Source organism: Pseudoalteromonas gelatinilytica, assembly GCF_001641615.1.
In the GTDB taxonomy this organism is placed as follows: Bacteria; Pseudomonadota; Gammaproteobacteria; order Enterobacterales; family Alteromonadaceae; genus Pseudoalteromonas; species Pseudoalteromonas gelatinilytica.
Genome location: NZ_LRRU01000017.1, coordinates 112,875 through 125,922, shown reverse-complemented (window position 1 = coordinate 125,922; position 13,048 = coordinate 112,875). Strand labels below are relative to the sequence as shown.

Sequence of the window (13,048 nt, the reverse complement as noted above, 5' to 3'; positions counted from 1 at the left end):
TTCATCATTTGATCTTCGATTAAGCCATGCCGTGAGCGTGCTTCGGTGGTATAATAAGCCCAATTTTTCATTCCGACACATAGCTAACTTTTGATGTGTCAGCGCTATTGATTAGCGTTAATCGTATTAGGTAATTTAAGTTGCAAGTAAACGCATTGATCTTTAAAGGGGCCATGTTATGAGCACGACGACATTAAACCGCCGTTTTTCAGTGGCACCCATGTTAGATTGGACTGATCGTCACTGTCGAACCTTTCACCGTAAAATGACTAAGCATGCTGTGCTGTACACTGAGATGGTGACAACCGGCGCTATTTTATTTGGTAAAGGCGATTACCTACACTTTAATGAGCATGAAGGCCCTGTGGCATTGCAACTTGGTGGCTCAGATCCTGAAGCATTAGCTAAGTGTGCAAAATTAGCAGCAGAGCGTGGCTATCATGAAGTAAATTTAAATGTCGGCTGTCCGTCTGATCGCGTGCAAAATGGCCGCTTTGGTGCTTGTTTAATGGCAGAGCCTAAACTGGTTGCTGACTGCGTTGCTGCAATGAAGGCCGAAGTGACTATTCCTGTTACAGTTAAAACGCGCATTGGTATTGATGAGCAAGACTCGTATGAGTTTTTATGTGCTTTAATTGAAGCGAGTCACGATGTTGGTTGTGATGACTTTATAATTCATGCGCGTAAAGCGTGGTTAAATGGTTTAAGCCCGAAAGAAAATCGTGAGATCCCACCACTTGATTACCCGCGCGTTTACCAGTTGAAAAAAGATTATCCGCAACTGCACCTAAGCTTAAATGGTGGGGTGAAAACAATTGCTGATAGCGTAGCTCACCTTGATTATGTTGATGGCATTATGATTGGTCGTGAGGCGTATAGTAATCCGTTTATTTTGTCTGAGGTTGACGAAAACATTTATGGTGATGACGCATTTACGCTGAGTCGCCATCAGGTTGTACGCTCTATGTATGACTATATTGAAGATGAAATGAGTAAAGGCGCTAACTTTTGGCATATTGCTCGCCATATGTTGGGGATTTTCCAAGGCCAACCTGGCGCGCGTGGTTTTAGACGCCATCTTTCAGAAAAAGGTCATGGTAAAACGGCTGACTTATCTGTTATGGATAAAGCTTTAAGTTTTGTCCCAGAAGCCTAATCACAAAGCCTATTAAAAAAGCCACATATTGTGGCTTTTTTTGATCCTAAAATTTGGTGAAAAAGTTAATTTTTTAGTCAAATTAGTTATTTCTCATTCAGCCATTAGTCAGTCAAAATTTTAATTCTATTTATTCAACTTATTGTATTTAAGTAATAAATTTATTTTATTTGTTAGTTGGCACAAGAATTGGAATCTCCTAGCTGTATTAACCCAATAATCAACAGGAGAGTCACATGGGTGTATTAAATCGCGTAAATGACATTATTCAGGCAAACCTTTCTGCAGCACTAGACAAAGCTGAAGATCCTGAAAAGTTACTTAATCTACTCGTGCAAGAAATGCAGGATGCACTGACTGAATGCCGTGCAACCGCTGCGACATTTTTAACGCAAGAAAAGCAAATGAAGCGCGAAATTGCAGCCAAACAAGCAAAAGTAGCTGACTGGCAAGCGAAAGCAGAAAAAGCACTCAGTAAAGATCGTGATGATCTTGCTAAAGCTGCACTGATTGAAAAGCAGCGCATAACGACAGAAATCGAAGCGCAACAAGCTGAAATGGATAAAGTGGCAGAGTCACTCGCAAAATTGACTGAAGATTGTCAGCGTTTACAAAATAAGCTTGCAGATGCAAAAGCTAAACAGCTGACTTATATGCAAAAAGAGCGCGTTGTTACAGCACGTTTAAAAGTAAAAGAGCAGCTACATAGCAGCAAAGTTGCAGATGCATTAGCGCGTTTTGACTACTTAGAGCAGCGCGTTGAAAACATTGAATCACAAGTTGAAGCGTACGAGCTTACGCAAAGTGATGCAGCAAATTCAACAGCAGCACAAATTGCGGCTCTTGAGAAAAATGATGCAATCGATAAAGAGCTTGCTGATTTAAAAGCAACGATGAAGCAGTCGGCTTAGGAGGTAAATGATGAATACTTATCATACATCAACACGTTGGTACCGAGATCTAAGTAACAAAAAGATATCGGGTGTGTGTAGCGGATTGGCTGCGCGCTTGGGCTTCCCTGTATGGTCAACACGTTTAGTCATGATCATATTGCTTATTCAAATGCCACTGTTAATTGGCGTGGGTTATTTAGTGGCTCATTGCACTTTACCAGTGAAAGGTTACTAGGAGTCGATTATGAAAACGTTAGCTATCATCGTCTTGGCAATGCTTTTACTGTGTACTGATGCGGTTTCTTTTGTCTCGTTCGACTCATGGCAGTTACCTTTATCAATTGCTGATATGAGTTGGGCTGGACTTGAAGTCATCGGAGCAATAGTAGCTGTGATTGCTGTTGTGGCGGGTGTTGCGCTATTCACTATTGGGCTGCTTGGCGCAGGTGTTGTTGCTCTGATTGGTGTTGTGCTTGCGTTTTTATTCGGCTCAATAATGATTGCATGGCCACTATTACTAATCGCAGCATTGTGTTGGTTGATTGCTGATAACAAAAAATCGCCAGCTTAAGGTACTAATAAACTGCCTTAATACATAAAATATGCTAAATTTAGCGGGTAAGTTAATGTCTTAACAAGGATTAAAACATAATGAAACTGTGGCCCGCATTCTCTTTTCTTACCGCAAGTTTATTCTTTAGTACTTTTTCATCTGCCCATAGTGGTCATGACCATAGCGATGTTGCCGAAGTCACTGTAAGCAACGCGCAGGTACGTGAGTTTTTACCAGCCAGTAAAGCCAGCGTGGCTTATTTAACTATTACCAACCCGAGTGAGCAGGCAACAGTATTAACTAAAGCTGAGCTTGATGGTTTAGGACGCGTTGAAATTCATCAGCACACTCATGTAGATGGCATGATGAAAATGGAACAGGTTTTATCATTAAAGATTGATGGTCATAGCAGTGTTGAGTTTAAACCCGGTGGTTATCACTTGATGGTGTTTGAACCTGAAGATCAACTAAAAGCAGGGCAAGAACGAAAACTCACGCTATATTTTAATGATGGCAATCGAGTTTTTACTCAAGCCAAGGTTGTGTCTTTGCAAGAGATGTCTGAACAGGCATCACAAAAAAGTAAAGAGCACTCACATCACTAGGAGGTATCATGTCTGAGCATAAAGGAAAAATAGCCAGTGCATTACTTATTATACTAATTGTTTTTTACGCGATTGCTGTTTACTGGAGTAGTGAACCAGCTCGTATGGATGTTGTTGGCAAGGCAAAACAAGAAGCGCAAATGCGCGGCGAAAAATTTGTCACCGGCTACACAACAACAACGACGTTAATCAATGTAGCAAGTACATTATTAAATAAACCTGGCGGCTATTTATCTAACGATATGATGCCACCAAGTGTGATGATGGATAACATGCCGGCATGGGAATATGGCGCGCTTGAGATGACCCGTGATTTGGTGTTGTCGATGCGTAAAGATTTCAGCCGTTCACAGTCTCAATCAACTGAGCACGAAGCACTTAAAAAAGCCCAGCCGCAATTTAATATTAGCTCGGTAGCATGGGCGTGGCCAAGCGCTGAAACTGAGTATCAAAAGGGTATTGATTTACTTATCGTATACCGTACTCAAATTGCTGATCAGAACGATCGTGATAGCCAATTTTATGCCCGCGCAGATAACTTACGTGGCTGGTTAAAAGAAGCAGAAAAACGCCTTGGTAGTTTAAGCCAGCGTTTAAGCGCAAGTGTTGGTCAAGATCGTTTAAACACTGATTTAGCAGGTGATACTGCGGCTCATCAAGCAACTTATGCACCTTTGCAAAACCAAGTGAAAACATCTTGGTGGCAAATTGACGATGTGTTTTATGAATCGCGTGGTGCAACGTGGGCATTACTGCACTTTTTACAAGCGGTTGAATATGATTTTGCCGATGTCTTAGAAAAGAAAAACGCCCGTGTTAGTCTGCAACAAATTATTCGTGAATTAGAGGCCACGCAAGAAACGGTGTGGAGCCCAATGATCTTAAATGGCAGTGGTTTTGGCTTTGTAGCTAACCACTCATTGGTCATGGCGAATTATATTTCTCGAGCCAATGCGGCTCTAATTGAACTTAGCGAACTTTTAGCGCAAGGATAAAATGATGAAAAAGTACTGTTTAGCAGCTGCCCTTTCAATGGCCTGTTTAGCTCCAACAGCGCAAGCTGATACATTATTAGGCTTATACCTAGGTGTTGATGGCTGGCAATCAGATAACAGCGGTAGTTTTGCTCAAGACGGAAATCTACAAAGCTTTAAATTTGATGATGAAACGTTTACGAGCTACTACGCAGCACTTGAGCACCCAGTGCCGTTAGTACCAAACCTTAAACTAAAATACACTGAGCTTGAGTTAAATGGTGACACTACACTTGATGAAACGTTTAGCTTTGGCGGTTCAGATTATGTGGTAGGTACACAAGTAGGCACAGTAAGTGATTTATCACACATCGACTACATCCTATATTACGAAATCTTTGATAATGATTTGGTTTCTATTGATTTAGGTGTGAATGCTAAACAATTTGATGGTGAAATTGTTGTAACTGGTACATCGCAAGACGGTGGCCAAAATACCACTGAGCGCGTTGATTTTTCTGGTTTTGTACCGTTAGTGTATGGCCGTGCTGAAGTTGGCTTACCATTTACTGGTTTAAGCGTATTCTTTGAAGGTAGTTTACTGGCTATCGATGATAGCAAAATTCAAGATTACCAAGCAGGTATCGCATACGCTTTACTTGATAACTTAGCAATTGATATGGACATTAAAGCGGGCTACCGCTCAATGACCTTAGAGCTTGATGATATTGATGACATCTACACAGATTTAGATGCGTCAGGCCCATTTGCGGGTATTCAAATCCACTTCTAATCGAGCCTTTCGATTGGTATTTAGCTGGCTGCTTTATTTTAGAGTTTGCCAGCTAACTTCAAATTCATCTTCTAATGATGTTGAAAGTATCTGTTTATAAGCCTTATTTATGGGCGATGCGATTAGCTTTCTTAACTCGTCACCCGTTTGAGTAAATTTATAATAACTGAGTACTAAGTCATTGCTTTTTGCTTTTAAAACCAAGCGTTGATTCATAAAGCTCAGTACCAGTTCTTGGCCTGCTTTTAAAACCGCTGATTCGATTTCTTTTCGGTACAGCAAGTTAATGTCCATCAGGGTAAGAATGTCAGGAAAGCTCACTGGGGTTTTCCCTAGGTTAAATGACACTTTATTGCCTTTTCTAAGCAAATCAAACAGCGATGGTTTCTTGTAAAAGCCGAGTAAAATTAAGTGGCTGTTGTCTTTTTCATTAAAGCCACACAGTGATGTGCAGCGCTGAAGGGCGTCTGCTTCGCGCTGAGTCATGTGTTTAAGTGTTTGTAGGCTTTTAATTGAAAAGGTGCCCGGTGACACGGTTTCACCTGCGAGTATTTTTGCCCATAGCTTTTGCATTGAAGAGTTTGCTGTGTCTTCGCACAAACTAATAAAACGCTCTATCCAATCAAAATCCGGTTGTTGTTGTCCTGTAACATCCGGGCAAAAAGCCATAGCCATCGCCATAATGGTTTCGATATTTTCTTGGCGTTTTATAAATTGAATTTCTTGGCGAGTGTGCGCACGCTCTAAAAGAGTCGCTTGTGCTTTAATTTGATAGGCAAGCTGCTGCTGACCTTGTGGTGAATAGCTGTCATCGCCAGCATGGTTAATCCTGATCGATGAGGCTTTATGAATAGGGTAGCCGAGTTGGTTTTCTATGATATTGGCAAGATTAACTCTCGCTTGAGCCGCTTTCACTGTCATCGCTCACAATGGCCTTGTTTGTTGTTGCTAACTGCGCATGGGTTTTAATGTTATTGAGTGCCAACGTCACCGTGTTATTGAGAATATATTGGCTTAATAAAGCAAGGTAGCCACCAATGATAGGGGTGTTTACCTCTCCTTGTAACGAACACTCGATAGTTACCTCATTACCCGCACCTGTAAAGCGGATTGTGCCCTGAGCAATGTGTTCTTGGTTAAATAGAATATTAAACGAAAGCTGAGTGTTGTCGAGTTGCGTGATGGTCATCTCGCCTTCGCCAAAACGACTTTGCCAAAATTGATGCGCACCCACACCTTGGCTAGGCTCTGCAATGGTAAATTTAATACTTGGATCAACTGCTTGCCAAGGTTGCCATTTTGGCCATTGGCTAAAGTCACCAACAAGGCTGGCAATTTCTGCACGACTAGCATTCACTTTAATTGATTTGTGAACGGTATACTGTGGTGAAAGCATCAGCCCTATCACAAGCGCAATTAGCGTACTGAAAAAAATCGCTTTTAGGGTAAAAATGAGTATTTTAATAATCACACCTCAGGCAATTGTTTTATAACTTTCATAACATTATACGTAACATAGACTATAATCTGTTTGATACTATATAAGCTATCACTAATGTATCATAGTCAAATAAGTGATAGAATTTTGAGCGTCGCTGTAAAATGGAGTGGAACCATCGTTACAGTATTACGAGGATCACTCTAAGGAATTATTAATGGCATCAGAGAGTAACGACTTTTTGTTTAGTGACCAAGATGACGAACAGTTAGTGGATGAAACTGTCTCTGATTTTTGGGACGTATTAATTGTCGATGATGATCCAGAAATACATTCAGTGACTAAGCTTGCTCTTTCAGGTGTTGAATTCTGGGATAAAGGGCTGAGATTCCACCATGCCTACTCTGGCGCAGAAGCGCTCGAATTACTTAAAAATGACCACTCGATTTCGGTAATTCTACTTGATGTGGTTATGGAGTCTGATGATGCTGGCTTGCAAGTTGTTAAGCAGGTTAGAGAGTGCCTCAATAATCACAATGTGCGCATCATTTTACGTACCGGACAACCCGGTTATGCACCTGAAGAAAAAGTGATCCGTGAATACGATATCAACGACTACAAAACAAAAACAGAACTAACACGTAGTAAGCTTATTACCGCACTGGTTACTGCTATTCGCTCTTATGAGCAAGTCTGTCAGCTCGAATTTCAAAGCCGTGCTTTAAATAATATTTTGTATGCATCAAAAGCCATCCTCGGCTTTACCGATATTAAAGCTTTTTCGATGGCGGTTATTAAACAGCTCTCAATTATTTTAGATTGCGAACCGCAGGGGTTACTGTGTGGCTCAATCGAAGATGATAACCAGGTTTATGTTTTAGGTGGTTGTGCTGAATATAATGAGTTTATCGGCCAGGGTATTGAGCAGCTTGATGATGGCCGTATTATCATGCAAGTTAACAACTGCCTAGCCCAAGGTGAGCATCAGCATACCGATGTAGACAGTACGTACTTATTAAAAAGCAAAAATCGCCAAGCAGCGATTTACATAGAAACAGAGCACACGCCAAGTCCTACGCAACTACAATTTGCAGAAATCTTTTTAACTAATGTCAGTGTTGGTCTTGATAATGTTAGGTTGTTCAACCGTTTGCGTGATGCTGCATATAAAGATATTTTAACTGGTTTATCAAATCGTAATGACTTTATGAACAAAGTAGAGCGTTACTATCAGCCGGGTAAAAGCGACTTTGTATTTTTACTAATTGATGTTGCGCAATTCTCAGATATTAACAATGGCTTAGGCCAAGAAATTGGTAACTTATTACTTAATGCCATTGTTGATAGGCTGCAACAAGAGTACCCAAATGCAGAGCTGCTTTCGCGCATTGGTGCCGACGTATTCGGGTTGTTGTTACCTGTACACGAATGTGACGTTGAGTTACTACGTGAGCATTTAAGTTTGCCGTTCAATGCTGGTGAACACATTTTACCAATCAACTTTAAAATTGGTTTATGTTACCAAGGTGATTTCCAACAAGCCGGGATCGAGACCTTAAAACTCGGTTACATTGCGTTAAACCAAGCTAAAAAACAATCTTCTGAAATGGTGGTGACATATACCCCAGATATGGAAGAGCAGATGGCATGGCGTTTGGGGATCATCAGGCAGCTTCGCCAAGATTTTGAGCAACGTAAATTAGAAGTGTGGTTTCAACCGCAACTTGATTTAAATACCCTCGAAATTATAGGTTGTGAAGCGCTGCTGCGTTGGCCCTCAGGAAATGGTCAGTATATTTCTCCGGCGATTTTCGTTCCTATGGCCGAAGATGCTGGTTTAATTGTTGAAATTGGTCAATGGGTGCTAGAGCAAGCATGTATGCAGCAAAAACGCCTAGAAGCGATGGGATTTGCAATTAGCATTGCAGTAAACGTCTCAGTGCCACAATTTAAAGTTAAAGGCTATGCTCAGCAAGTAAAAGACACGCTTATTAAATACGATGTAGAACCGCAGTATATTGAACTTGAAGTAACCGAAAGCGTGGTTATGGATGAGCTTACGAATGTGATCACAACTTTAAAAGAGCTCAAAGAGTTTGGTATCGAGATTGCGATTGATGACTTTGGTACCGGCTTCTCATCATTGAGTTACTTGCAAAAACTGCCATTAGACAGACTCAAAATTGATCGTGCCTTCATTAAAGACTTACCGGGTCAAGATTGTCAGGCGATTGCCGCATTAATTATTTCTCTTGGTGCAAGGTTAGGTTTAAAAACCATTGCTGAAGGAGTCGAAACCCAAGCGCAAGCAGATTATTTAGCTCAGCTTGGCTGTGATGAAGTGCAAGGCTTTATGTACGCTAAGCCTATGCCAGAAAAAGAGTTAATTACCTACCTGCAAGCTAAGCAATAGCTAGTTTGGACAAAAGCATACTAATTAAACAGCGCCCTTCAATATGTAGGGCGTTTTGTTTTCTATAATAATCTATAAGACTGAGGTATAATTCGCCCCTTTTGTTAGCAGAGTACACTTTATGAGCGCATTAAAAGCCGAGCGAGGCCTGTTTTCTTACCCTAAGTATTGGGCTGAATGCTATGGCACGGCGCCATTTTTACCAACCACTCGTGCAGAAATGGACGCGTTAGGTTGGGATAGCTGTGACGTGATCATTGTTAGTGGTGATGCGTATGTTGACCACCCAAGTTTTGGTATGGCTGTGATTGGACGTATGCTTGAGTCGCAGGGTTTTCGTGTGGGTATTATTGCGCAGCCTGATTGGAACTCAAAAGATGCCTTTATGGCGTTAGGCAAGCCTAACTTATTCTTTGGTGTTACAGCGGGTAATATGGACTCGATGATCAACCGTTATACTGCTGAAAAGCGTATGCGTCATGATGATGCGTACACACCGGGTAATATAGGTGGTAAACGTCCAGACCGTGCGGTGGTTGTATATAGCCAACGCTGTCGTGAAGCTTATAAAGATGTGCCGCTGATTATTGGTGGAATTGAGGCGAGCTTACGCCGTATTGCTCATTATGATTATTGGCAAGAAAAAGTACGCCGTAGTGTGTTGTTTGATGCCAAAGCTGACATTTTAATTTACGGAAACGCTGAGCGCCCACTTGTTGAAGTCGCTCATCGTATTGCTGCGGGTGAGTCGGTTGAGACAATCCAAGATATTCGTGGTACCGCGGTTATTCGTAAGGAGCCATTACCGGGGTGGCGTGGTAGTGACTCAACTGCTATCGATAAAATCGGTAAGATTGATCCAATTCCAAACCCATATGGCGCAGATGATGTGGGTTGTAGTAAGTCTGAATTTAAACAAGCGGGAATCGATTTAAGTGCTGAGGCGGCTAAGCCAATCACTATTCAGCCTGCGCGCCCTAAGCCTTGGGAAAAGACCTACGTTAAGCTACCAGCGTATGAGCAAGTAAGCGTGAATAAACCGCTTTATGCTCATGCCTCGCGTATTTTGCACCAAGAAACAAACCCAGGTTGTGCACGTGCGTTATTTCAACGTCATGGCGACCGTTCTATTTGGGTTAACCCGCCAGCATTTCCACTTGAAACCGAAGAAATGGATGGCGTATTTGGTTTGCCTTATCAGCGCATTCCGCACCCAAGTTACGGTGATGAAAAAATCCCAGCCTATGAAATGATTAAAACCTCGGTGAACATCATGCGTGGTTGCTTTGGTGGTTGTTCTTTCTGTTCGATTACAGAACACGAAGGACGCATTATTCAAAGCCGTTCTGAGCAATCAATTATTGATGAAATTGAGCAAATTCGTGACAAGGTGCCGGGATTTACAGGTGTTATCTCTGACTTAGGCGGACCGACAGCGAATATGTATAAGTTACGCTGTAAGAGCAAAAAGGCAGAGAGCACGTGTCGTCGTTTATCATGTGTTTATCCTGATATCTGTAAGCATATGGACACGGATCACACTCCAACCATTGAGCTTTATAAAAAAGCCCGTGATGTAAAAGGTGTGAAGAAAATTTTGATCGCGTCTGGCGTACGCTATGACTTAGCCGTTGAAGATCCACGCTACGTTAAAGAGTTGGTTACCCATCACGTAGGCGGGTACTTAAAAATTGCCCCTGAGCATACTGAAGATGGACCATTATCTAAGATGATGAAGCCGGGCATGGGTGCTTACGATAAGTTTAAAGAGCTATTTGATAAATACTCAAAAGAAGCGGGTAAAAAGCAGTATTTGATCCCGTATTTTATTTCTGCTCACCCAGGAACAAAAGACGAAGACATGGTGAACATGGCGCTGTGGCTAAAGGCTCATGACTTTAAACTTGATCAAGTACAAAACTTTTATCCATCGCCGATGGCTAATGCAACAACGATTTATCACACAGAGATGAACTCGTTGCGCAATATTAAAAACAATACTGAACAAGTGCCAGTACCAAAAGGTGCGCGTCAGCGTCGCTTACATAAAGCGATTTTACGCTACCACGATCCAGCTGGCTGGCCGATGATCCGCGAAGCGCTGAAAAAGATGGGCAAAGCAAACCTCATTGGTAAAGGGCCAAACTGCTTGGTACCTGAAGAAGGCCGTAATGAAAAAGCGGCGCAGGGGAAAGGTGGAAAAGGCCGTGCGGCACTGACGCGTCACACCGGGTTTAGCCAATTTAAAAAGGCCAATACGAAACCTAGAGTGGGTAAAAATAAGCAGCGCGCAAAGTAAATAGAAACAAATACGGCCCTTAAAGGGCCGTTTTTATTTATACCAATTCGCTTAATTAAGTATTATTGCGAATTGGTATTAGATCAATAACCAAGTCGCGGTGCCTAAAAAGGCAAAGATACCAACAATATCAGTGACGGTTGTCAGCACCACGCTCCCTGCAAGGGCTGGGTCTATTTTCATTTTTTTGAGGATTAGCGGAATACTCGCACCTGCAATACCGGCAGCGACAAGGTTCATAAACATTGCAAACGCTAAGACCGCACCGAGCTTAAAGTCCCATTGCCATAGAGCAACCACGCCAGCAATTAAGACTGACCAAATAACACCATTAAGCGCACCAATTGCTAGCTCTTTAAGTAATAAGAAGCGTTGGTTAGTTTGGTTGATATGACCTACGGCTATACCACGAATAACCAGTGTCAGGGTTTGGCTGCCCGCAACACCTCCCATTGAAGGGACGATACCGTTTAGCACCGCCAAAATAGGTAAAATTGCTAAGGTGTTTTCAAAAAAGCTTGCCACAATGGCTGCTAGCAATGCGGTTAATAAGTTAACCCCAAGCCAAATAGAGCGACGCTGCGAACTCTTTAGTACTGGCGCAAAGGTATCTTCTTCGTCGTCTAGACCCGCGAGGCTTAGCATGCTGTGCTCTGCATCTTCACGGATTACGTCAACGATATCATCGATGGTAATACGACCAAGCAAGTGGGCGTTATCATCAACAACAGGGGCTGAAATCCAGTTGTGTCGTTCGAACAGTTGCGCGACATCACTTTCATCCATCGAAATTGGAATTGACTCACAATCTTCATCCATTAAGTCTCTGACAACTTTATCGGATGAATTAGTGAGTAGGGTGGTTAACGAGAGCGCCCCTAAAAAGCAATTATGCTTATCTACCACGTACAGATCATCAGTGCCCTCTGGTAATTCGCCCCTTAAGCGTAAATAGCGTAGTACTACATCGAGGGTAACATCTGGACGAATGGTTACCGTATCGCTGTTCATCAAGGCACCAGCTGAGCGCTCTTGATAAGAAAGTGCTTGCGTTGCCCTTTCTCTGTCTTGCGAGTCCATCGCGCTAACTACGTCTTGGTATACAGTATCAGGAAGACTACGTAGGACTTCACCTAAGTCATCGTCGTCCATGTCTTCTGTGGCTGCAGCGATGTGCTCAGGCTCCATCTGGGCAATAATGCCAAGACGTACATCTTCAGACAGTTCTTCTAGAACATCACCGCGGACATCTGGGTCAACCAGTTGCCAAAGCATACGACGAATTTTATGAGGAGAAGATTCAAGTAAAAGGGCTGTATCACAAGGCGCCGTTTTAGCTAACATACCGCGCACTTGAACAAATTGACCACTATTGAGTGACTTGGTCACTTGTTTGAGTTGCTGTAGTGGGTAATCTTGTTCAAAGGCTTCTGGCATTGGCGTCCTTACAACTGAAAAAAGTTTAAATAGGCTAAGCAAATACAGCATAGTTGCTTTGTGGTGTATTTGCAGATATATCGTCGCACTGCGATAAATTTATTAAGAGTTTTGTAATTTAGAGAAGCGAGCGATATAAAAGTAGGATATTTAAAGGGAATTTTAAATATCCGAATTAAGTTTACCGTAAACCCCGAAGGCTTAGCAAATGCTATTCTTGCTCGTGAAAGCGTTGCGCAATTAATTCGCCAATTGCCGTTAATGCGGCATCAGCATCCGGGCCTTCGCATACAACGCGAACTTCTTTACCTTGGCTGCTTTCAAGTAGCATTAACGCTAACACGCTGTCGCCTTCGGCTTCTTTATCGTCTTGATAAAGCGTAATTTTGGCATCAAATTGCAGCGCTAATTGCGCCAAAACAGTGGCAGCACGAGCATGTAAACCAAGTTTATTTTGAATTAAAAAAGTATCTTCAGCGTGCATTCT

The 13,048-nt window shown here is 42.2% G+C and carries 13 protein-coding genes; 9 read left to right on the top strand and 4 right to left on the bottom strand.

Features of this window, described 5'->3' with window-relative positions:
- The first annotated feature begins 178 nt into the window (after positions 1 to 178).
- From dusA to NH153_RS08210, 7 genes are all read left to right on the top strand, one after another.
- The gene (dusA, locus tag NH153_RS08240) at positions 179 to 1,156 is read left to right on the top strand and encodes a tRNA dihydrouridine(20/20a) synthase DusA (RefSeq protein WP_082874018.1); all 978 of its coding nucleotides are present in this window, start codon (positions 179 to 181) and stop codon (positions 1,154 to 1,156) included.
- A 236-nt stretch (positions 1,157 to 1,392) separates the two neighbouring features.
- Positions 1,393 to 2,067 carry a PspA/IM30 family protein gene (locus tag NH153_RS08235; RefSeq protein ID WP_063702741.1) on the top strand — a complete coding sequence of 225 codons (675 nt, stop codon included), beginning with the start codon at positions 1,393 to 1,395 and terminating at the stop codon, positions 2,065 to 2,067.
- 10 nt (positions 2,068 to 2,077) lie between these two features.
- Positions 2,078 to 2,284 carry a PspC domain-containing protein gene (locus NH153_RS08230; RefSeq protein ID WP_054554145.1) on the top strand — a complete coding sequence of 69 codons (207 nt, stop codon included), beginning with the start codon at positions 2,078 to 2,080 and terminating at the stop codon, positions 2,282 to 2,284.
- 9 nt (positions 2,285 to 2,293) lie between these two features.
- Positions 2,294 to 2,620, top strand: coding sequence for a hypothetical protein (locus NH153_RS08225; RefSeq protein ID WP_063702739.1), 327 nt, complete (start codon positions 2,294 to 2,296; stop codon positions 2,618 to 2,620).
- Positions 2,621 to 2,700: 80 nt separating this feature from the next.
- A complete protein-coding gene (locus tag NH153_RS08220; protein WP_063702737.1) occupies positions 2,701 to 3,207 on the top strand; it encodes a copper chaperone PCu(A)C in 507 nt (168 codons plus the stop codon).
- Between the two features lie 8 nt (positions 3,208 to 3,215).
- Positions 3,216 to 4,202, top strand: coding sequence for a DUF2333 family protein (locus NH153_RS08215; RefSeq protein ID WP_063702735.1), 987 nt, complete (start codon positions 3,216 to 3,218; stop codon positions 4,200 to 4,202).
- 4 nt (positions 4,203 to 4,206) lie between these two features.
- The gene (locus tag NH153_RS08210) at positions 4,207 to 4,974 is read left to right on the top strand and encodes a TIGR04219 family outer membrane beta-barrel protein (RefSeq protein ID WP_063702733.1); all 768 of its coding nucleotides are present in this window, start codon (positions 4,207 to 4,209) and stop codon (positions 4,972 to 4,974) included.
- A 33-nt stretch (positions 4,975 to 5,007) separates the two neighbouring features.
- On the opposite strand, the gene NH153_RS08205 is transcribed toward NH153_RS08210, so the two are convergent.
- Positions 5,008 to 5,895, bottom strand: a complete 888-nt coding sequence (locus NH153_RS08205; protein WP_063702731.1) for a TIGR03899 family protein — start codon at positions 5,893 to 5,895, stop codon at positions 5,008 to 5,010.
- The gene (locus NH153_RS08200) at positions 5,864 to 6,370 is read right to left on the bottom strand and encodes an SRPBCC family protein (RefSeq protein ID WP_082874024.1); all 507 of its coding nucleotides are present in this window, start codon (positions 6,368 to 6,370) and stop codon (positions 5,864 to 5,866) included. Before NH153_RS08200 ends, NH153_RS08205 begins: the two co-directional genes overlap by 32 nt.
- A gap of 259 nt (positions 6,371 to 6,629) precedes the next feature.
- Here NH153_RS08200 and NH153_RS08195 point away from each other — a divergent pair, with 259 nt between their 5' ends.
- Together NH153_RS08195 and NH153_RS08190 are read left to right on the top strand one after the other, a co-directional pair.
- Positions 6,630 to 8,825 carry a bifunctional diguanylate cyclase/phosphodiesterase gene (locus NH153_RS08195; RefSeq protein WP_063702729.1) on the top strand — a complete coding sequence of 732 codons (2,196 nt, stop codon included), beginning with the start codon at positions 6,630 to 6,632 and terminating at the stop codon, positions 8,823 to 8,825.
- Between the two features lie 121 nt (positions 8,826 to 8,946).
- Positions 8,947 to 11,124 (top strand): YgiQ family radical SAM protein, encoded by a 2,178-nt coding sequence (locus NH153_RS08190; RefSeq protein WP_063702727.1) that lies wholly within the window; start codon positions 8,947 to 8,949, stop codon positions 11,122 to 11,124.
- A 78-nt stretch (positions 11,125 to 11,202) separates the two neighbouring features.
- On the opposite strand, the gene mgtE is transcribed toward NH153_RS08190, so the two are convergent.
- Positions 11,203 to 12,561: a magnesium transporter gene (gene mgtE / locus NH153_RS08185; RefSeq protein WP_063702725.1), complete on the bottom strand. Its 1,359-nt coding sequence runs from the start codon at positions 12,559 to 12,561 to the stop codon at positions 11,203 to 11,205.
- Between the two features lie 211 nt (positions 12,562 to 12,772).
- Positions 12,773 to 13,045 (bottom strand): HPr family phosphocarrier protein, encoded by a 273-nt coding sequence (locus NH153_RS08180; protein ID WP_054561108.1) that lies wholly within the window; start codon positions 13,043 to 13,045, stop codon positions 12,773 to 12,775.
- Between the last annotated feature and the right edge of the window lie 3 nt (positions 13,046 to 13,048).